The sequence below is a fragment of the Vibrio sp. SCSIO 43136 genome, from assembly GCF_023716565.1.
Lineage (GTDB): Bacteria > Pseudomonadota > Gammaproteobacteria > Enterobacterales > Vibrionaceae > Vibrio.
In genome coordinates this window covers 522,891-549,850 of record NZ_CP071848.1, presented here as the reverse complement: position 1 = coordinate 549,850, position 26,960 = coordinate 522,891, and the positions used below count along the sequence as shown (strand labels likewise).

Below are 26,960 nucleotides of genomic sequence, written 5' to 3'. Positions count from 1 at the left end.
CTAATCTTTCGTATAAGGAGGTGATCCAGCCCCAGGTTCCCCTAGGGCTACCTTGTTACGACTTCACCCCAGTCATGAACCACAAAGTGGCAAGCGTCCTCCCGAAGGTTAAACTACCTGCTTCTTTTGCAGCCCACTCCCATGGTGTGACGGGCGGTGTGTACAAGGCCCGGGAACGTATTCACCGTGGCATTCTGATCCACGATTACTAGCGATTCCGACTTCATGGAGTCGAGTTGCAGACTCCAATCCGGACTACGACGCACTTTTTGGGATCCGCTCACCATCGCTGGCTGGCAACCCTCTGTATGCGCCATTGTAGCACGTGTGTAGCCCTACTCGTAAGGGCCATGATGACTTGACGTCGTCCCCACCTTCCTCCGGTTTATCACCGGCAGTCTCCCTGGAGTTCCCGACATTACTCGCTGGCAAACAAGGATAAGGGTTGCGCTCGTTGCGGGACTTAACCCAACATTTCACAACACGAGCTGACGACAGCCATGCAGCACCTGTCTCAGAGTTCCCGAAGGCACTCCTGCGTCTCCGCTGGATTCTCTGGATGTCAAGAGTAGGTAAGGTTCTTCGCGTTGCATCGAATTAAACCACATGCTCCACCGCTTGTGCGGGCCCCCGTCAATTCATTTGAGTTTTAATCTTGCGACCGTACTCCCCAGGCGGTCTACTTAACGCGTTAGCTCCGAAAGCCACGGCTCAAGGCCACAACCTCCAAGTAGACATCGTTTACGGCGTGGACTACCAGGGTATCTAATCCTGTTTGCTCCCCACGCTTTCGCATCTGAGTGTCAGTATCTGTCCAGGGGGCCGCCTTCGCCACCGGTATTCCTTCAGATCTCTACGCATTTCACCGCTACACCTGAAATTCTACCCCCCTCTACAGTACTCTAGCCTGCCAGTTTCAAATGCAGTTCCGAGGTTGAGCCTCGGGCTTTCACATCTGACTTAACAAACCACCTGCATGCGCTTTACGCCCAGTAATTCCGATTAACGCTCGCACCCTCCGTATTACCGCGGCTGCTGGCACGGAGTTAGCCGGTGCTTCTTCTGCAGCTAACGTCAAACACTAACGCTATTAACGTTAATGCCTTCCTCACTGCTGAAAGTACTTTACAACCCGAGGCCTTCTTCATACACGCGGCATGGCTGCATCAGGCTTGCGCCCATTGTGCAATATTCCCCACTGCTGCCTCCCGTAGGAGTCTGGACCGTGTCTCAGTTCCAGTGTGGCTGATCATCCTCTCAGACCAGCTAGGGATCGTCGCCTTGGTGAGCCATTACCTCACCAACTAGCTAATCCCACCTGGGCTAATCTTGACGCGAGAGGCCCGAAGGTCCCCCTCTTTGGCCCGAAGGCGTTATGCGGTATTAGCTATCGTTTCCAATAGTTATCCCCCACATCAAGGCATATTCCCAGGCATTACTCACCCGTCCGCCGCTCGACGCCGTTAACGTTCCCCGAAGGTTCAGATAACTCGTTTCCGCTCGACTTGCATGTGTTAGGCCTGCCGCCAGCGTTCAATCTGAGCCATGATCAAACTCTTCAATTTAAGATTTTGTCGACTCAATGAATACTGAACATTACATAGTAATGTTTGAATTGACTGTGCCGAATCTTTCGATTCGAATTGGTCACTCTGTTCATTGAAATCATTGTTGATACCGAAGTATCTATTTTGATTATCATCAACGAGTGCCCACACAGATTGATAGGTTTAAATTGTTAAAGAGCTTTGCTTTAAGAGCTTTCTCAAAGCGGACGGTCATTTTAGCGAGTTAACTTATCGTGTCAACAAGTTTTTCTAACCGCTGTTGTCCGTGACAACGAGGACGCATTATAGGGAGATTCGGATCGAGCGCAATAGCAAAATTGAAAAAAAATGCCCTTTCACAGCCAAGTGGTCAGCAAAAGAGCAATTTGTACAAAATAGGGGCGCAAATGCCCCTATTTATGGTGTTTTACTGGTGTGCAAAGATTTTATCATTACTCACAACGAGCTGAACTTTCTTTTCTGGCACGATTTTTCCCGCCAAAATATCTTTCGCTAACGGGTTTTCAACACTTTGTTGAATTGCTCGTTTTAATGGTCTTGCTCCATATACCGGGTCAAAACCGACTTTTGCTATTAAATCGAGCGCTTTATCGGAGACTTCTAACTCATAACCTTTATCTGCCATGCGAGAACCAAGGCGTTCGAGCTGAATCGAAGCAATTGACTTAATGTGTTCTCGACCCAAAGGATGAAACACCACACTCTCATCGACTCGGTTTAAAAACTCAGGACGGAAATGTTGGTTTACGACTTCCATCACCTTGTCTTTGATTCCGTCATAATCTAATGCATCAAAGTTTTCCTGAATTCGGCTAGAACCCAAATTCGACGTCATAATCACAACACTGTTACGAAAATCAACTGTTCGACCCTGACCGTCAGTCAAGCGACCATCATCCAGCACTTGAAGTAGAATATTGAATACATCGGGATGCGCTTTCTCTACCTCATCAAGTAATATGACAGAATATGGCTTACGACGGACGGCTTCGGTCAAGTAGCCGCCCTCTTCGTAACCCACATAACCTGGAGGCGCTCCAACCAAGCGAGCCACTGAGTGTTTCTCCATAAACTCTGACATGTCGATACGCACCATGGCATCTTCACTGTCGAACATAAACTTAGCTAGTGTTTTGCAAAGTTCCGTTTTACCCACCCCCGTAGGGCCTAAGAATAAGAAAGAGCCAATCGGTTTATTGGGATCAGATAATCCAGCTCGACTGCGGCGAATTGCGTTGGCAACCACTTCTACAGCTTCCGTCTGACCAATCACTCGTTTATGCAGCACATCTTCCATACGTAGAAGCTTCTCTTTTTCCGCTTCCAGCATTTTAGACACAGGAATCCCCGTTTGCTTTGATAACACTTCCGCAATTTCGTTATCAGTCACTTTGTTGCGCAGCAGTGTCATCTCTTGCATTTCGGCTTGTGTCGCTAGGTCTAACTGCTTCTCTAGTTCTGGTATACGACCGTACTGCAACTCAGACATCCGATTAAGATCACCCGCTCTTCGAGCGATATCCATATCCATGCGCGCCTGTTCTAGCTCTGATTTAATATGCTGCGTGCCCGAAAGCGCCGCTTTTTCCGCCTTCCAGATTTCTTCTAACTCGGCGTAGTCACGCTCTTTTTCCGACAGCTCTAGGTTTAAAGCACTCAAACGTTTATAGCTGGCATCATCTTGCTCATTGACTAAGGCTTGTTGCTCTATCTTCAATTGGATGATTTTGCGATCGAGCTTATCGAGAGATTCTGGCTTGGAGTCAATCTGCATACGAATGCTCGATGCGGCTTCATCTATAAGGTCGATGGCTTTATCCGGCAACTGGCGGTCAGAAACATAACGATGGGATAAACTGGCAGCAGCAACAATCGCTGGATCAGTAATTTCTACGTGATGGTGTAGCTCGTAGCGCTCTTTCAATCCACGCAAAATTGCAACGGTATCTTCCACACTAGGCTCGTCTACCAGTACTTTCTGGAAGCGGCGCTCCAACGCTGGGTCCTTTTCTATATATTGACGATACTCATCCAGAGTCGTAGCCCCCACGCAATGGAGTTCACCTCTAGCTAGCGCAGGCTTGAGCATGTTGCCAGCATCCATTGAGCCTTCACCTTTGCCGGCCCCTACCATGGTATGTATTTCATCAATAAAGAGGATGACGTTCCCCTCTTCTTTCGAAAGTTCGTTCAATACCGATTTAAGACGTTCTTCAAACTCGCCTCTATATTTAGCACCCGCCACTAATGCGCCCATATCTAGTGATAAGACTCGGCGACCACGTAAGCCTTCCGGCACTTCATTATTGATGATGCGCTGTGCAAGTCCTTCAACAATAGCGGTCTTACCCACCCCAGGCTCACCGATGATCACTGGGTTGTTTTTGGTGCGGCGCTGCAATACTTGGATGGTTCGTCGAATTTCATCGTCTCGACCGATAACCGGATCGAGCTTGCCTTGCTCTGCGCGTTCGGTAAGGTCGATAGTGAACTTTTCAAGCGCTTGGCGCTTATCTTCTGCATTTGGGTCATCGACTTTCTGACCACCACGGATCTTTTCGATGGCCTCACTGACCTTTTTCTCGGTCAGACCAAACTCCTTGAGTAACTGGCCTAATGGACCACGGTCTTCAATAGCGGCTAATAAAAAGATTTCAGAGGAGATATAGGCATCTTGGCGTTTTTGAGCCACCTTGTCACACATGTTGAACAAGGTCCCCATGCCCGAGGAAAGCTGAACATCACCACCAATGCCACTGACTTTAGGCAATCGGTCCATCATCTCGCTCAACTTAGAGCGCAGTTGGATAACATCCACCCCTAGTGTAGTAAGAAGCGGACGAATTGTGCTGCCGTCTTGATTAAGCAAAGACACCATTAGGTGCACAGGTTCGATGTACTGATGATCACGCCCAAGCGCGAGTGACTGAGCGTCAGAGATGGCAACTTGAAATTTACTGGTAAAACGATCCAGGCGCATATCTACCTCCGGAGCCAAACTGATGAATTCGTTATGCTCCAAAGATGGTTATGAGTCAGAGGATTTTCAAGGTGTTGAAGTGAATTAGTCGATCCAGATAAAACTTGCTAAACGTCCGGTCACCCCATCACGACGATAAGAGTAAAACTGGGTAGGATTTTGATAAGTACATAGCCCGCTATCGTAAATGTGCTCCACACCTTGAGCAGCTAAACGCAGCTTGGCCAGCTTTGGCATATCTGCGAGCCATTTACCATCTTTCTTGGCTGTAAAGGCAGTCATTGCTTTAGTGTCGTGGGAGACAAAAGCTTCGACAACGTCATCTCCCACTTCAAACGCACTTTGACCAATGCCTGGACCAAGCCAAGCCATGACTGGCTTATCAAATTGTGCCAACGCATTTTCTACAATGCCATTGGCTAACCCTCGCCAACCAGCATGAACTGCGGCGACTTGGCTACCTTCAATGTCGGTAACAAGCACGGGCAAGCAGTCCGCCGTCATTGCGCAGCACACCACACCTTGAGTACGTGTGATTGAACCGTCGGCATCTATCACGGATTTAGATGGCTGTTCCACACGTACAATGTCGGTGGAGTGAGTTTGATTAAGCCAAACGGGCGCCGATGGCATTCCAGTTTGGCGAGCAAAAATCCGTCGGTTACGCTCAACCAAACAGATATCATCCCCAACATGCGCTCCGACATTTAATCCGTGGTATTTACCTGTCGATACCCCACCAACACGGGTCGACGATACCGCTTTGATATTTTTCGGAGCAGGCCAATTAGGGATGATCATTGCTTAATACTCTTCTTCTAGCCCGTTATCGCGAACATCTTGACGAAGAGCTTCCGCCATCTCAATCATATCGTCAGGCACAGGTGCGTGGAATTCTACCTCTTCCCTTGTAACTGGGTGCTCAAACTTAAGCATCACAGCGTGAAGTGCTTGACGGTCGAATGCACGAATATGATCAGTCAACTCTTGAGTTGCACCACGAGGAATACGCGCACGACCACCGTATGCAATATCGCCTAATAGTGGATGCTGCAAGTAAGCCATGTGAACACGGATCTGGTGAGTACGTCCCGTTTCTAAACGCAGACGAATACGTGTGTGTTCACGGAAATGCTCAGCTACTCGATAATGCGTTACAGCTGGTTTACCCAGTTCATTCACTGCCATTAGCGTACGTTTCGTCGAGTGACGGCCAATTGGCTTATCCACCATGCCACCTGCGGTCATGCGACCAATAGCAATTGCTTCATACTCACGAGTAATTCTACGCTTTTGAAGTGCACGAACTAAACGTGTTTGAGCCGGAACCGTCTTAGCAACGACCATAAGACCGGTCGTGTCTTTATCGAGACGATGTACGATACCTGCTCGCGGCACCTCGGCAATTTGTGGGTAATGGTGAAGCAGTGCGTTGAGCACTGTACCATCTGGTGTTCCTGCACCTGGGTGAACCACGAAATCACGTGGTTTGTTGATGACAATAATATCATCGTCTTCAAATACGATATCAAGTGGGATGTCTTGCGCTTCCCAACGCTCTTCGTCTTCAAGCTCAGCAAGCAGAACGATTTCTTCGCCGCCCATCACTTTATGTCGTGCTTTGCTTATTACGGTACCATCAACCTTGATTTTACCATCCAGCAACCACTCCTTGAGTCTGGAACGTGAATAATCACCAAACAGCTCTGCCACCGCCTGGTCTAGACGTTGGCCAAGTTGGCTTGGTTTTACAATACTGGTTAATTCAATTTGCTGCGCCATATCGAACTTTTTCTTCTACTGCGGGACTAACAGTGCATGTTGTGCCTTACGGCAAACACCTGAAGTGAACTTAGATGTCTCAATACTTTTTTGCTCTGAACAGCGCTCAGTTCAAATTATAAAGACAAACAGCCTCTAGCCACTGGTATGGATAAAATGGTTTAATTAGCCATTGTATCCGTTATAGGTGAAGATGTAACGGATGGTGAAGAAATTATTATTGCAAGGAACCCACCGCTGATATGAAAAAGCAGACTTTATCAGGCTTGCTGATGCTCGGACTTTTGTTCGGTTGCTCAAGCAGCAAGGAAATTGTGCCTGATGTGCCTCCCGCAGAGTTGTACGGAGAAGCAAAAGCCGCCCTTCAAACTGGTAACTGGCGTACTGCCATCGAACGACTAGAAGCGTTGGATTCCCGTTATCCTTTCGGTGCTTACACCGAGCAGGTTCAGTTAGACCTGATTTATGTCTACTACAAGAACAACGATCTTCCGCTTGGCCTTGCAACGATTGAGCGCTTTTTACGCCTAAACCCGACTCATGAGAAAACCGATTGGGTTTTGTACATGCGTGGTCTAACCCATATGGCGCAAGACCGTAACTTTATGCATGACATCTTTAATGTTGAGCGTAGCGATCGAGATCCAGAGCCTGTTAAAGCAGCATTCAACGACTTCAAACGCCTACTACAACGTTATCCGAACAGCGAGTTTGCAGCAGATGCGCAAAAACGCATGCTTGCGCTTAAAAACCGCTTAGCGGAATACGATTTAGCCACGGCTGATTTCTATATTCGTCGTGAAGCATGGATTGCAGCCATCAACCGCTGCCAAGAGCTACAAAAAACCTACCCAGATACGGTTGCAGCGCGCCAATCACTTAAGCTTCAGCTAAAAGCATACCAGGAGCTGGGTTTAGAAGATGCCGCAGCTCGCACGCAAAAAATGATCGAGTTAAACCCGATTTAACCTTTTGCTCAATACAAAATAAAAACGCTCACCTCTTGGAGGTGAGCGTTTTTTTATGATCAGTAAAGTGAGCAAACGACTGCCACAAAATCAATACGATCAACTTCACATTAATTTAGCGAACAGCTTTTAACCACTCTCTTTTTTAGGCTGTAAAAAGTCACCAAAAACAGAGGGTTTTTAGCTTGCTACTCTTCCCAATCTAATGACTTTTGCTTCGACCACAAGCTATTTCGTCAGAAACTTAAACAAGATTTGCGAAAGATCACATTTAATTTCAACCTCGAAAAACCCCTTCCAAATAGTGATTTAGATCACATTTTTTTATCATTCAAACAGTAATCTGGAGTTAACCCATGAGGGATGACACAGAGGAAAAACGCTTATGAAAGTAAACATCACTGGTAAAAACATCGAAATCACCTCTGCAATCCGATCGCACATCGAGAGCAAATTTAAGAAACTGGAAAAATGGCAAGTAGACATCATTGGCTGCCAATCCAGCATCAGCGAAGAACCGAACAAGAAGATGAAGTTTGAGGCAATTATTTCCGTGCCAAAAGGTCAACTTGTTGCGTCCGCTACCCATGAAGATTTATATGCCGCAGTTAATGAAACCGAGCAGAAACTGGAGAGACAACTAAACAAACTGCGCCATAAACCAGAAGCACGTCGTGCAACGCACGCAGAAGTTCCAGAGCAACCAGAAGTAGAAGCAGAACTTGAGGAATAATGATTAGGACCTAGTCCGCTTAGGTAAACAATTCTCTTTGGCACCCAATAGGGTGCCATTTTTTTACTTGACGACATATTGCCTGCCGCTTATTGTGAGTAGAGACCTGACATAGGAAAACAGATGACACACACTAACCTGTTCTTTTTTGATTTCTTTTTTAGCTGCTGATCGGTAGAGGCTTGCTCGTTAAAGAAATAAATCAAAAACGAACAGAAAGCCTCCCAAGCGGAGGCTTTTTTTATAGGGATAATTCAATGACAGACAGACTTAATGATATCCGCTTGCGCTTAAATGAGCTGGACGATCAGCTGCTTAGCCTACTTTCAGAACGACGTGAGCTGAGTATCGAAGTTGCAAAAAGCAAAGTGGAAACTTCCAAACCAGTGCGAGACGCCAAGCGAGAGCAAGAGCTACTGGTCAAACTAATAAATAATGGCAAAGATAAGTACGAGCTCGACGCCCAGTACATTACCAAGATTTTCCATACCATCATTGAAGACTCTGTTCTGTTGCAGCAAGCCTACCTGCAAAACCTGCTCAACCCTGCATTGAGCCGTAAACCGCTGGCTCGTGTCGCTTTCTTGGGGTCGAGTGGTTCCTACTCACATCTTGCCAGTCGTCAGTACTTTAGCCGTCGCAATACTGAACTTATCGAGCTGAGTTGTGATCACTTCAAAGAGGTAGCTCAAACCGTTGAGTCAGGTCACGCCGACTACGGTGTACTGCCAATTGAAAACACCAGCTCGGGTTCGATCAACGAAGTCTATGACCTATTGCAGCATACCACTTTATACATCGTTGGTGAGATCACCCAGCCGATTGAACACTGCCTACTAGCAAACAGCGAAGTGCGCCTTGAACAAATTAAAACCCTTTACTCACATCCGCAGCCACACCAACAATGTAGCGAGTTCTTGAGCCGTCTCGATGGCGTCACCCTTGAGTCATGTGCAAGTACCGCAGATGCGATGAAAAAGGTCAAAGATCTCGACAGTCCTGAAGTGGCTGCAATTGGCAACGCATCTAGTGGCAAGCTTTATGGCTTACAGCCTATCCAAGGAAACATTGCCAACCAAACAGAAAACCACACTCGATTTATCGTCGTGGCTCGCAAGCCTGTCGATGTCTCGATGCAGATCCCGGCGAAAACTACGCTGATCATGTCGACTTCGCAAGAAGCGGGCTCTTTGGTTGAGTCACTGCTGGTATTGCAGCGTTACGGTATCAATATGACCAAACTAGAGTCACGCCCAATCATGGGTAACCCTTGGGAGGAGATGTTTTACGTCGACCTTGAAGCGCACCTTGAGTCTGAGGGAATGCAACACGCTATCAATGAGTTGACCAAACTAACTCGCCACCTAAAAGTGCTCGGCTGCTACCCAAGTGAAAACATCCAAGCCACTCAAGTTAAGATGTCAGAGTAAGCCATGAAACGTGTGATTGTTGCTTCTTTAAATCCTGCCAAAATCAACGCTGTGACCACAGCGTTTGAGCAGGCAATGCCTGAGCAAACCTTTATTTTTGAAGGCGTGTCGGTGGCCAGCGAGGTCGCTGATCAACCGATGACTAATGAAGAGACTAAGCTCGGTGCGATAAATCGTATTCGCAACGCAAAACTTGCATGTTCTGACGCTGATTTTTATGTCGGCCTTGAAGCTGGACTTGATGGTGACGCAACTTTCGCTTGGATGATCATTGAAGATGCCCACAAGCGAGGTGAGTCACGCAGTGCCAGCTTGATGCTGCCACCAAAGGTGTTAGAGCAATTAAGACTCGGCAAAGAACTTGGTGATGTAATGGATGAGACCTTTGCCACCGAAAACATCAAGCAAAAAGGTGGGGCCATTGGGTTACTCACTCAAAACCAGCTAACCCGCAGTTCGGTTTATCATCAGGCATTGATTTTGGCGCTGATCCCCTTCACTAACCCAGATCTGTTTTAATCAGATTGAGTTTGTGCGAGCCAGAATCTAAAAGACCGACCCCATTTCAATAGGAGTCGGTCTCTTATAAAACTGGCGCTACTTTTCTTCGAGCTGTGATTCCAACAGAGATTGAAGCTGCTGTCTCTCCTGCACTGACTTTCCTTTCAACTCATTTGAACCGCGAGTAATGGTTGCAATACCTACTCCTAACATCTGACTGATCTGACGCTGAGACATGTCTCCAGCTAAGAGTTCATGCAGGATATTCACTCGTGCCACCAGCGCATCTCGCTCATCAGGCGTCATTAGCATGGTTAATAGCATCTCGTGCTGCTCGCTGTCGCTGGCGTGTTTAACCAGATTAAGAAGATCTTGCCACTCAGAATAGTCAGGCGATTTTGACATGGATTGCCGTCCAATAAAGATATGAATTCCAGCTAAGTTTACCCGCCAACGAAGCGATTACCAAGATCTGGTCAACGCTAGTCGGCGGGATGGTAGCGTTAATCAATAAGTTGCGCTGCGCTCTTTTGCCGATAAGAACTCACCTTGGGTATCAGTCAAGTAACGATAATATGACTCAAACATCAACACATTTTGCACATAACCACGGGTTTCATTGAAAGGGATCGACTCAATGAACGCATATACATCGAGTTTGTTGTCGCTGATCTTGCGCCAAGACTTCACTCGATGAGGGCCTGCGTTATAGGCGGCAAACGCATAAATACGGTTGCCATCATACTGCTTGAGCAGGCTGCCTAAATAACGACTACCAATTTCAATATTCTTCTGCACTGAGTAAAGCTCTTTAGGGCCTCGGTAACTAATATCATAACGTCTGGCGGTTTCCTTAGCCGTATCAGGCATGATCTGCATGATGCCCCGAGCTCCGACCGATGAGCGAGCTTCTGCATCCAGCGCACTTTCTTGACGAGCAAGCGACAACAATGTCAACGGCTCAACTTGATGCTTCTCGCCGTAGAAGTTAAACCACCAGCGGTGCGCCAATGGGAAACGAAGATAGATATCGTCCCACAATTTGGCATTGATCGACGCTTTAACGGTCAGGTGGTGCCAGCGCTGCTGCGCTGCGTATTTGGCTAAGGCATTTTTTTGCGCCTGATCTGAACGCATCAAAAGCCAATTCCATTCATTTTTTGCTGCGGCAATCTTGTCCACAGCAATCAGCTCTTCAACGCGATCTAAGGTAGACTGATGTGCTTTAAGGACGGACAGGTCAGCACTGGTCCTCAAAATATCAAACTCAATGGGCTTACCTAAGGTTTGCGCCGCTGCGACACTATAATAGTGGCGCTTACCCACAATAGCCTCTAAACGCTGCGTTGCGGCACTTTCACGACCACTCTCCAACTCAACCCGCGCCAACCAATATTGCCAACGGTATTTACTGCGCTCTTTGGTCGATAAACGAGCAATCCAAGTTTCAACGCTGTTCCAATCCGCTTCTCGTAGGGACATACGAATACGTCGCTCGACCAAGCGATCATTTGATGTGTACGCCAGAGCCTTGTCCCGCCATTTTTGCAGCTCTGGCTCCTCTGACCCCATGATACGGCTGGCAATATTGTCATACAGGCCTTGTTTTTGCTTGGCCGTGAGTTTTTGTCCTGACACGACCAAGTCAAACTGCTCAATCGCAGCTTTGGGGTTACTGCGAGCTAAACGCTTGAGCGCCAGCATAGACAACTTTTGATTGTACGGCGTCACGTACTGCTTTTTAGCAAACTTGCCCACTTCTTGAGGCCGGTTGTAGAGCTCAACCGCAAATTCTCCTGGGGCATCATCGTTGAGTTGACGTTCTAGGTACTTAACTAAACCACCGCTACGAGCTTCAAAAGCCAGCAAAATACGCTCAAGAATTTTATCATCACTGAGTTTCCCTGCCGCTTTCCATTGAGCAAATAGCTCATCACAAGCTTTGCTGACACTATTTCCACTCAGCCACAGCTTATCTGCCCCTGCAAAGGCTTGAGACTGCTGGCCGTGCTTTAGTTTCGCAGTATAGAAATAGCATTGATAGGTCTCGCCTCTTGGCAACTGAGTTTGGTACTGATGAATGGTATCCCACTGTTTGTCCGCGGCGAGCTGGTCGAGATAGTTAGCACGGATGCGTTTAGAAAATGGGAACTCATAATATTGTTTTTGGAACTTTTCGACTTCAGCAGGTGTTTTTTGGTCTAACTCAAGCAAAAAGGCTCGATAGTCCACATAAGGTGTGAGCGGGTAATCTGCTATCTTAGACCGAAGCGATTGATATTGAGAGAGCTGTTTTTTATCGAGTAAATCCTGGGCTTGATCATACCAATCCCTTTGCTGCTGGAGCATGTCTTCACTTCCGATTGCACTAGAAGTTGCAGCAAAAGAGCTTAGTAATAAGCCCAATCCATAGAATGCCTGACGCATAGTTTTTTCCTTTTGTCGCATCGCCTTTATTGTTAATCATCGAAGTGGCAATGTTTTTATTTGATATCGAATAGATTTTCCCTGTTCGACCATTCAAAACTAAGTTTAGCGGTAACTCAAGACTAAAGTGGTTTAATTACAGCTGTTACTTGCTGACCCCAATTTTGCCAGCTTGGTTCCCTTAACATTGAGACAAAATGTAACCTTGATAAAAAACCTCACCTTCCCCTGACATTCCTGACCTGCTGGGTTAAAATATGCCATTATTTTTTCGTATACATAGGAAAGATCGGCAATGGCTGAATACGTCTATACCATGTCGCGTGTGAGCAAGATTGTTCCACCAAAGCGTCAGATCCTTAAGGACATTTCTCTAAGCTTCTTCCCAGGCGCTAAAATCGGTGTTTTGGGTCTAAACGGTGCAGGTAAATCTACTCTGCTACGCATCATGGCTGGTATCGATACTGATATCGATGGTGAAGCGCGTCCGCAACCTGGTCTAAACGTTGGTTACCTACCTCAGGAACCTGTGCTTGACGAATCTAAAACTGTGCGTGAAATCGTTGAAGAAGCGGTTGCAGACGTTGCTGGTGCGATGTCTCGTCTAGACGCAGTATACGCAGCTTATGCAGAACCTGATGCAGACTTCGATGCCCTAGCAAAAGAGCAAGGTGAGCTTGAAGCACTTATCCAAGCAAAAGATGGTCACAACCTAGAGAACTCTCTAGAGCGTGCCGCTGAAGCACTACGTCTTCCTGAGTGGGATGCGAAGATCGAACATCTTTCTGGTGGTGAGCGTCGTCGTGTAGCTATCTGTCGCCTACTGCTTGAGAAGCCAGATATGCTGCTTCTTGACGAACCAACCAACCACCTGGATGCAGAATCTGTTGCGTGGCTTGAGCGCTTCCTAGTGGATTACACCGGTACTGTTGTGGCAATCACGCACGACCGTTACTTCCTAGATAACGCAGCTGGCTGGATTCTAGAGCTTGACCGTGGTGAAGGTATCCCATGGGAAGGTAACTACACCTCATGGCTTGAGCAGAAAGATGCGCGTCTGAAACAAGAAGCGTCTCAAGAGAAAGCTCGTCAAAAAACCATCGAGAAAGAACTTGAGTGGGTTCGTCAAAACCCTAAAGGTCGCCAAGCGAAATCTAAAGCACGTATGGCGCGCTTTGAAGAGCTACAAAGCGGCGATCACCAGAAGCGTAACGAAACCAACGAACTGTTCATCCCACCAGGTGAGCGTCTAGGTGACAAGGTTATCGAAGTAAGCAACCTGACCAAATCATTTGGTGATCGCGTTCTTATCGACGACCTATCATTTAGCATGCCGAAGGGTGCTATCGTGGGTATCGTAGGTGCTAACGGTGCGGGTAAATCAACCCTATTTAAGATGCTAAGTGGCACTGAGCAAGCGGATTCAGGCACCATCGATGTGGGTGAAACCGTGAAACTGGCCTCTGTTGATCAGTTCCGTGACTCTATGGATGACAGCAAAACGGTATTCCAAGAGATCTCTGAAGGCGCTGATATCATCAAGATCAACAACTTTGAGATCCCAGCACGCGCGTACTGCTCTCGCTTTAACTTCAAAGGCAACGATCAGCAGAAGCTTATCGGTGACCTTTCTGGTGGTGAGCGTAACCGTGTCCATCTAGCGAAACTGCTTAAGACTGGCGGCAACGTACTGCTACTCGATGAACCAACCAACGACCTTGACGTTGAAACCCTACGTGCACTTGAAGAAGCACTGCTAGAGTTCCCAGGTTGTGCCATGGTTATCTCGCACGACCGTTGGTTCCTAGACCGTATCGCAACGCATATCCTTGACTACCGCGATGAAGGCCAAGTGAACTTCTACGAAGGTAACTACACTGAGTACACTGAGTGGCTGAAACAGACGCTGGGTGCTCAAGCGGCGGAACCTCACCGCATCAAGTACAAGCGTATCGCTAAGTAATAGCAAAAAGGCCACCTAGCGGTGGCCTTTTTATCATGACTGATTTGAACTCTTCTATTTACAGTAGAGTTCATGAAGCAGCTTTATCATCTGCTGTACTTCATGACTTTTTAGCGAGTAGTAAACGGTTTGCGCTTCTTTGCGAGTCGAAACTAGCTCATCTTTACGTAACCACGCTAAATGCTGAGACAGCGCTGACTGGCTCAACTCTAAGCGAGCGCATAGCTCGCCCACGGACAACTCATTGTCGTGCAGCATGCACAAAATCTGTAGGCGTCTCTCGTTCGCCATTGCCTTAAGTAGGATAACCGCTTGAGCAGAGTTCTGCTCCATGTCCTGTAAATTCATCTACTAGCCTCCGCAGGCCCAAACTTCTTTTACTTCAATCTTATTGTTGTATGTCACTGATTGAAGATCTTAACAAAAATGTTATTACATATCCTCGAGCAATAACACGTTACTGATCACTGAAATAGGTTCGTAAAATTGGCATCACACACATTTTTAACCGTTGGGTGCTGGATCATTCGCTCAGCAAAGATCACGTAATACTCTTCTTTCAGGTCTTCCACTTGGTGGATCAAATGCAAAGGTGTGTCTCGCTCAACTTCTGACATGTAAAGACTCGGGGCAAGGAAGATAGCATCTGGATGGTAACGAGCAAAGGCTTTCATTAACGCCACATCATCAAACTCACCCAATACATTGGGTGAAAGTCCCTGACGATCAAACCATTGCAGTACATTGCGCCCCATTGAGGTTCGACTCCCAGGAATAAGCAGCTTGCGCTCTTCTAATATAAGCGGCAAGTTGTCGTGTTCTATTGGGGCGGAACTAAAGAAGCTCATACTGCACTCACCTAGCTTCTTACTATAAAGGCCCGGGCTTTGACTCGAGTCCACCGGACAATCTGACAAGATCATATCTAACTTGTGTTGCGACAGTTGCTCAAGCAAGAGTTCGTGAGTCGATTCAAAACAGCGCAAATGGATACTGTTGTCCGCAGGCACCGTGGTCATCAATATCTTACTGACCAGTCGTTTAGACAGTGCGTCCGCAACACCTACATCAAACAGAATGTTCGAGCGTTGACTGTAGTTAACGATATCAAGCATTTCATAGCTCAAACCAAACATACGATCGGCGTACTTAAATACCAATTGCCCAAGTTCGGTCGGTTCAACACTACGCCCGTTGCGCTTAGTGAGCTTGCCGTCCATTCGCTCTTCGAGTGCTTTGATCTGTCCAGTCACTGTTTGTGGTGTTAGGAACAGTGCATCGGCCGCTTTTGTCACAGAGCCTTGTTTGCAAACCATCCAAAAGTAATAAAGATGGTTATAGTTTAAATGAGACATATTGAAATGCTGCTAGATGAGAAAACAACATTTTAATCAAAAACTCGCTCAGACTCCACAACTTCGATTTTTCCGAACTATAGAACACTAATACCGAATTATGACGAAATTAATTGTGATGTTTATGACATAAAAGTCACATAGAAGCACAAAAACTGTACCGATATTTTGCCACTTCAAAGTAAACCTCCGCCTTCCCCACATCATCCACAAAGAACAATACCCATAAAAAACAATAAATTATAAAAACACAATTGTCAGGAAAACGTTTGCGTCGAAAAACTGTTATTTATGTCGGGTTTAAATAATTCTGTCATATAACTGCAATATTCGATCTCTAGTATCAGCCTCAGATTCACAAACAGACCAAAACTAACTTAACGGTCAACTGGAGAGAACTATTATGGACCAAGCTAAAGGCAATACTGCATCACCGGTTGCAGGCTCAAACGCTTCACGCTGGTTACGCTGGGCAAACCTGGCATTCATGCTTTACCTTCTACTACTTGCTGTATCTATGGTAGGCAGTGGCTTTAAAATGGCTTCTGGTGAGCATGCTAAAACACTCTTTGAATTTGCTTCACACCCTGTAGCAGGTCTTATGATCGGTTTGGTGGCAACTGCCCTAATCCAATCTTCTAGTACAGTGACTTCTATTATTGTTGGCTTGGTTGCAGGTGGTTTGCCTGTTGAAACCGCCATTCCAATGATTATGGGTGCAAACATTGGTACAACAGTGACCAATACCCTAGTAAGTCTTGGCCACGTTCGTTGTAATACTGAGTTCAAGCGTGCGTTCGCAAGTGCAACTATCCATGATTTCTTTAACCTTCTTGCCGTTGCGATCTTCCTACCTCTTGAAATGATGTTTGGTCTGTTAGACAAGATTTCGACTTGGTTGGTATCACCTATGATGGGTGCTAGCGATATGAGCATGAAGAGCTTCAACTTCATCAAACCACTCACCAAACCTGTAGTAAGTGCCATCCAAGAGCCTCTAGCTGGCTTTGGTAGCGTGGCAGGCGGTGTTATGTTGATTGGTCTAGGTATCCTGACTATCTTTATCGCAATCACTGCGATGGGCAAACTGATGAAGAGCCTAATGGTTGGCCGTGCTCGTGAAATTCTTAAGAGTGCAATTGGCCGCGGTCCTCTACACGGTATCGCTTCAGGTTCAGTTGTAACGGTTCTTGTACAGTCTTCATCGACGACGACTAGCTTGATGGTGCCTCTAGTGGGCTCTGGTGTACTAAAAGTTCGTGACGTTTACCCATTTACTCTGGGCGCTAACATCGGTACTTGTATTACAGCACTTCTGGCTGCAACCGCAGTAACTGGTGAGTTCGCAGTATTCGCACTTCAAATTGCTCTAGTACACCTAGCGTTCAACATCTTGGCAACGGTATTCATCTTCGGTATTCCGTTCCTACGTGAACTGCCAGTGAAAGGTTCTGAGTTCATCTCTGACATGGCTGTGAAGAACAAGTCGGTTGTGATTGGCTACCTAGTGTCAGTATTCGTTGTCATGCCAGGTGCGATTCTGTTCGCTACTGCATAAACAAGAATTCCTTCAAAAGTCCCCGCTCAAATGAGCGGGGATTTTTTTATCAGTACAAAATTAGGCGGAGTTATACCCATCGGGCTAATACCAATACGACTAATTATCTGATCTTGCAAAGCGAAGCACGGATTTCTTCAAGCATAAAAAAAGCCAGTCGTAATACGACTGGCTTTTTAGCTATCAATCAAACGTAAGATTACGCTTGTGGACGCATCGCTGGGAATAGGATCACGTCACGGATAGTGTGAGTATTGGTAAATAGCATCGCTAGACGGTCGATACCGATACCTTGACCTGCTGTTGGCGGTAAGCCGTGCTCAAGCGCTGTGATGTAGTCTGCATCGTAGTACATCGCTTCATCATCACCGGCATCTTTCGCATCAACCTGCGCTTTAAAGCGAGCATCTTGGTCTTCTGCATCGTTAAGCTCAGAGAAACCGTTCGCTACTTCACGGCCACCGATGAAGAACTCAAAGCGGTCAGTGAAGAATGGGTTGTCATCGCTACGACGAGCCAGTGGAGAGATGTCCGCTGGGTAGCCAGTGATGAAGGTTGGTTGAATTAGCTGAGGCTCAGCCGTTTCACCAAAGATCTCTTCAAGTAGCTGACCACAAGTCCAGAATGTCTCTACTTCAACGTGTACAGATTTCGCGATGGCTACCATCTTGTCACGGTCTTGTAGGTCGGCTTCAGTTAGCGCTTGGATCTCAGCGTGGTCTGGGTTGTAGTGTTTGATTGCTTCAAACATGCTCATGCGAGCGTACGTGCCACCAAATTCAACCGTCTCATCACCGTAAGGCATAGACGTAGAACCAAGAACGTCCATTGCTGCCGTGCTTAGCATCTCTTCAGTAAGATCCATTAGGTCTTTGTAGTCAGAGTACGCTTGGTAGAATTCCATCATGGTGAATTCTGGGTTGTGACGTGGAGAAAGACCTTCGTTACGGAAGTTACGGTTGATCTCAAATACACGGTCAAAACCACCGACAACTAGACGCTTCAGATATAGCTCTGGCGCAACACGTAGGTACATGTCGATGTCTAGTGCGTTGTGGTGAGTGATGAATGGACGAGCCGTCGCACCACCAGGGATCACGTGCATCATCGGCGTTTCAACTTCTAAGTAGCCTTTTGAGCTCATGAAGTTACGGATAGATGATACTAGCTTAGAACGTACAATGAATGCGTTACGAGAATCTTCATTTACGATTAGGTCAACGTAACGCTGACGGTAACGCATCTCTTGGTCTGTTAGACCGTGGAACTTCTCTGGAAGCGGACGAAGTGCTTTAGTTAGCAGCTCGTAAGATTCCATGTTTACGTATAGGTCGCCTTTACCAGACTTGTGCAGCGCACCTTTAACACCGATGATGTCACCGATATCTAGACCTTGGTACTTCTCTTTAAGCTCTTTCTGAACATCTTTTGCAGCGTATGCTTGGATGCGGCCAGAAGTCTCTTGGATCGCAAGGAATGGACCACGCTTAGCCATGACACGACCAGCAATTGCTACGACGTGGTTTAGCTCTTCAAGCTCTTCTTTAGTCTTATCACCGAACTCCGCTTGCAAGTCACCTGCTAGGTGCTCACGACGGAAATCATTTGGGTGGCCGTTTGCTTTGCACGACTGGCGGATGTGGTCCAGTTTCGCGCGACGCTCAGCAATCAGCTTGTTCTCTTCTTGTTGGTTCTCATTTTGAACAGCATCAGTCATTTTCGATGTATCCTGTTTCTTTTTTGTGTCGGTGATAAAGCTTAAAGGCCTGATTTCAGGCTAGCTTCGATAAATTTGTCTAGGTCGCCATCAAGTACCGCTTGGGTGTTGCGGTTTTCAACGCTGGTACGTAAGTCTTTGATACGTGAATCATCAAGTACGTAAGAGCGGATCTGGCTACCCCAGCCGATGTCAGACTTAGCGTCTTCGTTGGCTTGTTTCTCAGCATTCTGCTTTTGCAACTCAAGTTCGAAAAGCTTAGCACGTAGCTGCTTCATCGCTTGGTCTTTGTTCTTATGCTGAGAACGGTCGTTCTGACACTGTACCACTGTGTTGGTTGGTACGTGGGTAATACGTACCGCAGATTCGGTGGTGTTTACGTGCTGACCACCTGCGCCCGATGCACGGTATACATCGATACGTAGATCTGCAGGGTTAATGTCGATCTGAATGTTGTCATCAATCTCTGGGTAGATAAACGCAGAAGCAAATGACGTGTGACGACGGCCGCTTGAGTCGAACGGTGATTTACGAACTAGGCGGTGTACACCGGTCTCAGTACGTAACCAACCGTAAGCGTACTCACCCGAGATACGTACTGTTGCGCCTTTAAGGCCTGCAACTTCACCCTCAGACACCTCGATAACTTCCGTTTTGAAGCCTTTCGATTCTGCCCAGCGTAGATACATACGTAGCATCATTGAAGTCCAGTCCTGCGCCTCGGTGCCACCTGAGCCTGACTGCAAGTCAATGTAGCAGTCTGATGCATCGTGGTCGCCCGAGAACATACGGCGGAATTCTAGCTTCTCAAGCTTCGCTTCTAGATCTGCAAGCTCTGGCTCGATTTCGTCAAATGTCTCTTGATCTTCTTCTTCAACCGCAAGCTCTAGAAGACCTTCAACGTCCTCTACACCTTGGTCAAGTTGATCAATAGTTTCAACAACCGCTTCTAGTGAAGAACGCTCTTTACCTAGCGCTTGGGCACGCTCTGGTTCGTTCCACACATCCGGTTGTTCTAGTTCTGCGTTAACCTCTTCTAGACGCTCTTTCTTAGCGTCATAGTCAAAGGTACCCCCTCAGGACATTTGTGCGCTCAGACACGTCCTGCAGGCGGTTTTTAATCGGATTGATTTCAAACATGATTGCTCATTTTCAGTGAGTAGAATTTAACCGAGGAATTCTACTGAAAAATGTGACGGAGATACAGGAAAAATTGGGGGTAAGTATGACTAAAAGCGAGCGTTTTAAAATCCTCCCCTTTTTCAAGCGGCCGGCGTTCCGGGGGAGTTAGAGGGGGGGGTAAAAGCCAAGGTAAGGATAAAGTGCAGAATTCAACGTTAGTCTGCAGAATTAACCCCCTCCAGATCAACACCTACGCCGCTGCTTGAAAAGGAGAGGGGCAATAGTTACTCACTCAAACTAAAAGCAAGCCTAAGAAGCATCCAAGTTCTCAACCATCAACTGCAATGACTGATTACCACGAAACTCATTAATATCCAATCGATACGCCATTTTCACCGTTTTAACAGAAGCATCTGGCCAACGGCGCAGGTCAACGTTAAAAGCGATTGCATCGAGCATAATATGGGTTGGATGCCCTTTAAATAACGGTTCGACCATCAATTTAAGGTGTTTTTCTCCCACCAGCTTTTGGTGCAGGATCTTAAATTCACCATCAAATATCGGCTCAGGAAACGCTTGTCCCCATGGACCTGCGTTGCGTAGCATTTCCGCAGTGGATAAATGGAAATGCTCAGGAGAAAGTTCACCGTCGGAAAGAATAATGCCCTGAAGAGCGCTCTCATCGATCTCTTGGCGAACCACTTGATCAAACAACTTGCTAAAGCGTTCGAAATCTTTTTCACGAATGGTGAGGCCAGCTGCCATGGCGTGGCCACCAAACTTCACAATCAACCCCGGATTTTGGGTATCAATACGATCCAGCGCATCACGCATATGTAGCGCTGGAATAGAGCGACATGAACCTTTGATAAAGCCTTCACCGCCATCAGCAAAGGCAATCACTGGACGGTGATACTGCTCCTTAATACGAGAAGCCAAGATACCAATTACCCCTTGGTGCCAATCACGTTGGAACAGGGCTAGACCATAAGGCATCTCAGTGCTGGTGCCAAACTCAAGGCGTTCGCAAAAAGCCATCGCCTCTTGCTTCATGCCCTCTTCAATCTCTTTACGAGTCTGATTTAACCCATCCAGTTCGCTCGCCATGCGGCGGGCAGCGTGGATATTATTACTCATCAAAAGCTCAACACCGAAAGACATGTCATCCAAACGGCCAGCTGCATTAATTCGTGGACCAAGGGCAAAACCAAAGTCGGCAGCCACCAAGCGATGCGGGCTACGTTTGGCAATCTCAATCAGCGCTTGAATGCCCGGACGAGCCTTACCCGCACGGATACGCTGCAAACCTTGATGGACCAAGATGCGGTTGTTGTCATCCAGTGGCACAACATCAGCGACAGTGCCCAGAGCAACCAAATCTATAAGCTCCATCAGCTTAGGCTCTTGCATACCGCTATCGGCAAACCAGTTGGCCTTACGCATCGCCACACACAGAGCCATCATCAAATAGAAGGCTACACCGACGCCCGCAAGAGCCTTAGAGGGAAACTTACAGTCTTCAAGATTCGGATTGACCATTGCATCGGCGATTGGCAACTCTTCGCCCGGCAAGTGGTGGTCGGTCACCACCACTTGTAACCCTTTTTCCTTGGCATAACGAACCCCATCAATGGATGAGACGCCGTTATCTACCGTCATGATCAGTTCTGCGCCTATTTCAATCGCCTGATCCACAACCTCTGGGCTCAGCCCATAGCCGTCTTCAAAGCGATTTGGTACCAAGTAATCGACGTTATTGCTGCCAAGCATACGCATGGCTAACACTGACAGCGCACTACTGGTTGCACCATCAGCATCAAAATCGCCCACCACGATGATGCGCTTTTGCTGCTTGATGGCGTCAAATAGCAACTCCACGGCCTTATCTAACCCACCAAGCAATGTATAGGAATGTAATGACTTGGCACCGCGCTCTAGTTGCGCCATCGACTCAATGCCACGACTGGCGTAGATCTGACGTAACAATGGCGAAAGGGTTTCAGGTAAGGATGTAGACTGGACTTCTGGGCGACGCTTAACTTGGATCATAGTGGTCATTTACATTGGCAGGTGAAAGCGCCCTGCCTAAGCAGGGCAACAAAATTAAGACTTAGATGCGCTGATAGCGTCTAGGTGAGCAATTAGTTCGTTGGGCTCAACAAAGCCTCCAATTAAGGAGCCGTTTGGCGCAATGATTGCTGGAGTGCCTGTAACTCCTAGATTTTTGCCTAACAAAAATTGCTTAGCGATAGTGTCTGAACACTCGCTAACCGGGGATGTGCCTTCAGGCAGAGTGCGGTTGAGCTTCACTGTATCCATTGCCGCTTTCGGGTCTGCGCTACACCAGATACTCGACATCGCTAACCCTGTTTTACTCTGAACACCTGCACGAGGATACGCTAAGTAACGAACCGTAATACCTAGATCATTGTAAGCTTTCATGCGCTTATGCAGCTTTAGACAGTAACCACAATCGGTGTCAGTAAACACAGTGATGGCGTATTTTTCGTTTTCAGCTTTGTACTCAATCCAGCTCGATTCAAACTTGGCGATCTTATCGACCGACTTTTTCGCCATCACATCACGATATTCACCATCTTTGTTTAGCGAGAACATTTTACCATGAATGAAATGGTCACCCGATGGCGTCACAAAGAATAGACCTTGATTGGTCGTCACTTCTACAAGACCTTCCACTTCGCTATCACTAACTTCTGTCACCGAAATACCAATTTTTGCAAAGCGAGCTTCAATCTCGGCAACGTTGGCGGTTTGGGCTGCCAATGTGGTGGCAGACAGCAATAATGAAGAACCTAGAATAGCCAGTTGGCGAAATAAACGCATGATTTCAAACCTTTGATAATTAATTAAATGTACAACTAAGCACGTGGGTGATGCTGTCCATGGATCTGCTTAAGACGCTCAGTTGCCACGTGAGTATAAATTTGGGTGGTCGATAAGTCACTATGCCCTAACAGCATTTGCACCACACGCAGGTCCGCCCCGTAATTGAGTAGGTGGGTGGCAAACGCATGGCGTAACACGTGAGGAGATAAAGCGTCACTATCGATATCTGCCAAGGTGGCGTAAAACTTAATCCGATGCCAAAACGTTTGTCTTGTCATCTGCCGAGCTCGTTTACTCGGAAATACCACGTCACTAGTGACTTCTCCTAACAAACTTGGACGCCCTTTGGTCAAAAAGGTTTCAAGCCAATCAACCGCATTTTCTCCCATCGGCACTAATCGCTCTTTACCACCTTTACCTATTACCCGTACCACACCTTGACGAAGGCTGACGTTTTCCATCGTTAAGCTCACAAGCTCGGTGACACGAAGACCTGTGGCATAAAGCAGCTCTAACATCGCCTTATCTCGTAGCTCGAGCGGATCTTCTGGGTCAGGTGCTGAGAGTAAAGCATCCACTTGCTGCTCCGAAATATCTTTCGGCAATCGCTTGGGTAACTTGGGACTCACCAGCAAAGCACTGGGATCATCACCGCGCACTTTTTCTCGGTGCAAATACTGAAACAGTCGTCGAATGGCCGATAGCATTCTTGCCCGAGAGGTCTGCTTATAATCTTGGTCAACCAGCCAAGTCTGATAGTCTTGCAGGCCAGAAGTCGAAATAAAGCTCAACTTGTAGTTATTGATATCCATCCAAGTCAAAAGCTTATTCAAATCATTGCGATAAGAAGCCAGAGTATTCTCTGAAAGACCTCGCTCCATCCACATGGCATCTAAAAACCGTTCCATCAATGCCAAATCGCTCGTCTGCATACGTTCTCTTATTTTGCTTATACGTGTAGCGCTAGGGTATGTGAGCAAAGACCGGATTTCCAACTAATTTGTTTCATCAACAATACAAGTCTGCAATTTTGGCCAAATCTAGGTAGAATCTGGGCACCACCTCCCATCAACTCCCAGTAAAGAAAGTTGTAGTATGAAAATAGGATTATTTTACGGCTCTAGTACCTGTTACACCGAAATGGCAGCAGAAAAGATTCGAGCGTTTATTGGTGAAGATCTGGTCGACATTTTTAATGTAAAAGACACAGCACTAGTGGCAATGAACGAGTATGATTTATTAATACTCGGTATCTCTACATGGGATTTCGGCGAGATTCAGGAAGACTGGAGCGCAGCATGGCAACAACTGGGGGACGTCGATATAAGCGGCAAACACGTCGCATTGTTCGGCTTAGGCGATCAAGAAGGCTATGGCGAGTGGTTTCTGGATGCAATGGGTCTTCTACATGACGAGCTAAAAGCCACCAAGGTCAACTTTATCGGCTACTGGCCAAACCAAGGCTATGAGTTTGAAGCTTCAAAGGCGCTCACACCAGACGGCGAGCATTTTGTTGGCCTAGCACTGGATGAAGACTCCCAATATGACCTCAGTGATGAGCGCATCACAGCATGGTGTGAACAGGTGTTAAATGAGTATCACGACGCACTGTAATCGATTCAAAAAAGGTTGGCTTTCGCCAACCTTTTTACTTTATGCCGCTTCTTGCTCAAGCACCTTCACAGGCGAGGCAATAAAGAACATACAGCATAAGGTGGCCAACGTTGGCAGCAACCAAGCCATACCGACACTGTAAAGCGGCAAGAAGCTCAATGTGCTAACATCAATCCCTGCGACTTTAGCGGCATCAAGCAGCGCAAACACGAGCGCAACTAAAACGACACTTTTGTACGCCATTGCTGGGTGTGGCAGTCTAGAGCGGACAAATGCTAACGCCACCAGCGCAATCGCAACTGGGTATAGTGCAAACAGCACAGGCACAGACAGTGCAATTAACTGAGCCAGACCAACGTTCGCCACAATCGCACACACTACGCCAATCGCAATAACCCAATGTTTGTAAGCCCAACCTGTCAAACGGCTAAAGTAATCAGAGCAGGCTGAAATTAGACCAATGGCCGTGGTTAAACAAGCCAGCAATACAATAGCAGACAGCACCAGTTGACCAGAGCCGCCAAACAGTGCTTGCACGTATTGACTCAACACCACTCCACCATTACTCACATTGGCAGCAACAACGCTGCTGGTTGCGCCAAGATAGAATAGCGAGACATACACAAACGTCAGTCCTGCCGCTGCAATGGTCGCTGCGATAATCAGGTAACGAGTGGTTGGCGCAGTTTGGGTAATGCCTTTGCTGCGCAGAGCATCAACGATCAAGATACCAAACATCAAAGCGCCAAAGGTATCCATGGTGTTGTAGCCTTCAAGGAAACCCGTGGTCAACGGCTGATCCACATAGGCTCCTTGAGCCGCTAAAATATCCCCTTGAGGGTTTACAAACACGGCGATAGCTAAGATCATCAAGCCAAGGAACAGTGCTGGTGTTAACAATTTACCGATCGAATCGATAAGCTTGCCTTGTGACCAAGCAAAAAACATCGCTACCAAGAAAAATGCCACCGAGAACAGGGCTAATTGTGTTTGGCCAGCATCAACAAGAAAAGGGTTTACCGCCATTTCATATGCCACCAAGCCTGTGCGAGGTGCGGCAAAAGCTGGGCCAATGATGATGAAAATCAGCACAGCGATAGCGGTTGCCGCGCGCTTTGGCAGATATTGGCTCAATTGCTCCCAACTGCCACCTACTTTGGCTAAAGCGATGATGGTCAGTAAGGGTAAGCCGACAGCGGTGACTAAGAAGCCAAACATGGCCGGGAGATAATGATCACCCGCTAGCTGTCCAGCCAATGGGGGAAAAATGATGTTTCCTGCCCCTAAAAAGAATGCAAAAAGCATAAATCCAACGGCAAAAATATCAGCCGTTTTAAGTGTTTGTGTCATGTTGTGCCTTATAATTATCTCGTAATCACGAATGAATCGATACATTCATCCGAAAAATAGCCACGCATGATGAACAAACTACTAATGATTCACAAGGCGACGAGCAAAAACACGACAATAATTTATAATTGCACCACCAAAGCAGTGAGATTCACTGGTTTTTTATAAATAACCAGTTTCAATAACCAGATCATGAATCCAAACATTTGGAACAAACCAGATACAGGTACCAACAAACCCAGCACAAACCAAACATTGTGTTAACAGAGAAAGTTATGCAGCCAACCTCAAAAGCCACTAAAGGTTTTCAGTTTAAACAATTTGCTATTGGTGCTGGGTGCTCGGGCATGCCTGTCAGTACCGATGGCGTAATGCTTGGTGCTTGGGCGAAAGCCACAAACGCTAACACTTTATTAGATATCGGCACAGGCACTGGGTTGCTGGCTTTAATGATTGCGCAGCGAAATACGCATGCACAGATCACAGCCCTAGACATTGAGCCCAACGCCATCTCAGACGCCAGTGATAACTTTAAGCGTAGCCCTTGGAGTGAGCGTTTAAACGCTGTGCATAGTGACGTGCTTGCGTGGCAGAGCGACACGCTATTTGACCACATTATCTGTAACCCGCCCTATTTTACGTCGGGAGAGACGGCAACCAATCAAAGCCGAGCGATGGCCCGTCACACATTCACTTTGGATCATCAAGCGCTACTCAGTCGCTGTTCCGCCCTGTTAAAACCACAGGGGCGAGCGAGCTTTGTGCTGCCCAAAGTCGAAGGTGATCAATTTATTAAGCTTGCTAACCGCCAGCATTTGTTTGTCACTCGCTACTGCCAGGTCCGAACCACAGAACGAAAAGAGTGCACTAGGCTATTGTTTGAATTGGCGAAACAAGAGCATATATGTCAGAAAAGCGAACTTGTAATTCATCAGGATGGTCGCTATAGCGATTCCTTTATTGAGTTAACTCGTGACTTTTATTTAAAGATGTAGTGATCCCAGCGGTGATCCCTCTTATAATGCGCCGCTAACTTACTTTCCCT

General features: G+C 47.0%; 21 protein-coding genes, 1 rRNA gene and 1 other annotated feature. Of the genes, 8 read left to right on the top strand and 14 right to left on the bottom strand.

What is annotated here, in order from left to right:
• Positions 1 to 13: 13 nt before the first annotated feature.
• The 4 genes from J4N39_RS02705 to rluD form a co-directional block, all read right to left on the bottom strand.
• Positions 14 to 1,565: ribosomal RNA gene (locus J4N39_RS02705) — 16S ribosomal RNA — on the bottom strand.
• A 409-nt stretch (positions 1,566 to 1,974) separates the two neighbouring features.
• On the bottom strand, positions 1,975 to 4,548 hold the full coding sequence (gene clpB / locus J4N39_RS02700; protein ID WP_252021687.1) for an ATP-dependent chaperone ClpB: 2,574 nt from the start codon (positions 4,546 to 4,548) through the stop codon (positions 1,975 to 1,977).
• Between the two features lie 84 nt (positions 4,549 to 4,632).
• On the bottom strand, positions 4,633 to 5,349 hold the full coding sequence (gene pgeF / locus J4N39_RS02695) for a peptidoglycan editing factor PgeF (protein ID WP_252021686.1): 717 nt from the start codon (positions 5,347 to 5,349) through the stop codon (positions 4,633 to 4,635).
• Positions 5,350 to 5,352: 3 nt separating this feature from the next.
• On the bottom strand, positions 5,353 to 6,330 hold the full coding sequence (rluD, locus tag J4N39_RS02690; protein WP_252021684.1) for a 23S rRNA pseudouridine(1911/1915/1917) synthase RluD: 978 nt from the start codon (positions 6,328 to 6,330) through the stop codon (positions 5,353 to 5,355).
• 242 nt (positions 6,331 to 6,572) lie between these two features.
• Between rluD and bamD the strand changes: the two genes are divergently transcribed.
• The 4 genes from bamD (at position 6,573) to yjjX (ending at position 9,980) form a co-directional block, all read left to right on the top strand.
• Entirely contained in the window at positions 6,573 to 7,298 is a 726-nt protein-coding gene (gene bamD / locus J4N39_RS02685; protein WP_252021682.1) for an outer membrane protein assembly factor BamD, read from the top strand.
• 385 nt (positions 7,299 to 7,683) lie between these two features.
• A complete protein-coding gene (hpf, locus tag J4N39_RS02680) occupies positions 7,684 to 8,031 on the top strand; it encodes a ribosome hibernation-promoting factor, HPF/YfiA family (protein WP_252021680.1) in 348 nt (115 codons plus the stop codon).
• A gap of 125 nt (positions 8,032 to 8,156) precedes the next feature.
• Positions 8,157 to 8,276: a sequence feature (Phe leader region), on the top strand.
• A 12-nt stretch (positions 8,277 to 8,288) separates the two neighbouring features.
• On the top strand, positions 8,289 to 9,461 hold the full coding sequence (gene pheA, locus J4N39_RS02675) for a prephenate dehydratase (protein ID WP_252021678.1): 1,173 nt from the start codon (positions 8,289 to 8,291) through the stop codon (positions 9,459 to 9,461).
• Between the two features lie 3 nt (positions 9,462 to 9,464).
• The gene (gene yjjX, locus J4N39_RS02670; RefSeq protein WP_252021676.1) at positions 9,465 to 9,980 is read left to right on the top strand and encodes an inosine/xanthosine triphosphatase; all 516 of its coding nucleotides are present in this window, start codon (positions 9,465 to 9,467) and stop codon (positions 9,978 to 9,980) included.
• A gap of 78 nt (positions 9,981 to 10,058) precedes the next feature.
• Here yjjX and trpR read toward each other — a convergent pair whose 3' ends face one another.
• Together trpR and sltY are read right to left on the bottom strand one after the other, a co-directional pair.
• A complete protein-coding gene (gene trpR, locus J4N39_RS02665) occupies positions 10,059 to 10,367 on the bottom strand; it encodes a trp operon repressor (RefSeq protein ID WP_252021674.1) in 309 nt (102 codons plus the stop codon).
• 102 nt (positions 10,368 to 10,469) lie between these two features.
• A complete protein-coding gene (gene sltY / locus J4N39_RS02660; RefSeq protein ID WP_252021672.1) occupies positions 10,470 to 12,389 on the bottom strand; it encodes a murein transglycosylase in 1,920 nt (639 codons plus the stop codon).
• A 295-nt stretch (positions 12,390 to 12,684) separates the two neighbouring features.
• Here sltY and ettA point away from each other — a divergent pair, with 295 nt between their 5' ends.
• Positions 12,685 to 14,352 carry an energy-dependent translational throttle protein EttA gene (gene ettA, locus J4N39_RS02655; RefSeq protein WP_252021671.1) on the top strand — a complete coding sequence of 556 codons (1,668 nt, stop codon included), beginning with the start codon at positions 12,685 to 12,687 and terminating at the stop codon, positions 14,350 to 14,352.
• A 54-nt stretch (positions 14,353 to 14,406) separates the two neighbouring features.
• Here ettA and J4N39_RS02650 read toward each other — a convergent pair whose 3' ends face one another.
• Positions 14,407 to 14,700 carry an ArsR/SmtB family transcription factor gene (locus tag J4N39_RS02650; RefSeq protein WP_252021669.1) on the bottom strand — a complete coding sequence of 98 codons (294 nt, stop codon included), beginning with the start codon at positions 14,698 to 14,700 and terminating at the stop codon, positions 14,407 to 14,409.
• A gap of 116 nt (positions 14,701 to 14,816) precedes the next feature.
• Positions 14,817 to 15,707 carry a transcriptional activator NhaR gene (gene nhaR, locus J4N39_RS02645; RefSeq protein WP_252021667.1) on the bottom strand — a complete coding sequence of 297 codons (891 nt, stop codon included), beginning with the start codon at positions 15,705 to 15,707 and terminating at the stop codon, positions 14,817 to 14,819.
• 403 nt (positions 15,708 to 16,110) lie between these two features.
• On the opposite strand from nhaR, the gene J4N39_RS02640 reads away from it, so the two are divergent.
• A complete protein-coding gene (locus J4N39_RS02640) occupies positions 16,111 to 17,265 on the top strand; it encodes a Na/Pi symporter (protein WP_252021665.1) in 1,155 nt (384 codons plus the stop codon).
• Between the two features lie 199 nt (positions 17,266 to 17,464).
• Here the strand turns inward: J4N39_RS02640 and lysS are convergent, their stop codons facing one another.
• The 5 genes from lysS to xerD all read right to left on the bottom strand — a co-directional run bounded on the left by lysS (position 17,465) and on the right by xerD (position 23,883).
• Entirely contained in the window at positions 17,465 to 18,982 is a 1,518-nt protein-coding gene (gene lysS / locus J4N39_RS02635) for a lysine--tRNA ligase (protein WP_252021663.1), read from the bottom strand.
• A gap of 41 nt (positions 18,983 to 19,023) precedes the next feature.
• Positions 19,024 to 20,122 (bottom strand): peptide chain release factor 2 gene (gene prfB / locus J4N39_RS02630; RefSeq protein ID WP_252021662.1). Its coding sequence is split into 2 segments (ribosomal slippage): positions 19,024 to 20,046 and positions 20,048 to 20,122, totalling 1,098 coding nucleotides; the frame shifts between segments, so codons are not numbered across the junction.
• 291 nt (positions 20,123 to 20,413) lie between these two features.
• Positions 20,414 to 22,153 (bottom strand): single-stranded-DNA-specific exonuclease RecJ, encoded by a 1,740-nt coding sequence (recJ, locus tag J4N39_RS02625; protein WP_252021660.1) that lies wholly within the window; start codon positions 22,151 to 22,153, stop codon positions 20,414 to 20,416.
• Positions 22,154 to 22,207: 54 nt separating this feature from the next.
• Entirely contained in the window at positions 22,208 to 22,948 is a 741-nt protein-coding gene (locus J4N39_RS02620; protein WP_252021658.1) for a thioredoxin fold domain-containing protein, read from the bottom strand.
• Positions 22,949 to 22,983: 35 nt separating this feature from the next.
• Positions 22,984 to 23,883 (bottom strand): site-specific tyrosine recombinase XerD, encoded by a 900-nt coding sequence (xerD, locus tag J4N39_RS02615; RefSeq protein ID WP_252021657.1) that lies wholly within the window; start codon positions 23,881 to 23,883, stop codon positions 22,984 to 22,986.
• Positions 23,884 to 24,046: 163 nt separating this feature from the next.
• Here xerD and fldB point away from each other — a divergent pair, with 163 nt between their 5' ends.
• Entirely contained in the window at positions 24,047 to 24,565 is a 519-nt protein-coding gene (gene fldB, locus J4N39_RS02610) for a flavodoxin FldB (protein WP_252021655.1), read from the top strand.
• Between the two features lie 39 nt (positions 24,566 to 24,604).
• Here the strand turns inward: fldB and brnQ are convergent, their stop codons facing one another.
• Entirely contained in the window at positions 24,605 to 25,915 is a 1,311-nt protein-coding gene (gene brnQ / locus J4N39_RS02605) for a branched-chain amino acid transport system II carrier protein (protein ID WP_252021653.1), read from the bottom strand.
• Between the two features lie 275 nt (positions 25,916 to 26,190).
• Between brnQ and J4N39_RS02600 the strand changes: the two genes are divergently transcribed.
• Positions 26,191 to 26,910: a tRNA1(Val) (adenine(37)-N6)-methyltransferase gene (locus J4N39_RS02600; RefSeq protein WP_252021651.1), complete on the top strand. Its 720-nt coding sequence runs from the start codon at positions 26,191 to 26,193 to the stop codon at positions 26,908 to 26,910.
• Positions 26,911 to 26,960: the final 50 nt, after the last annotated feature.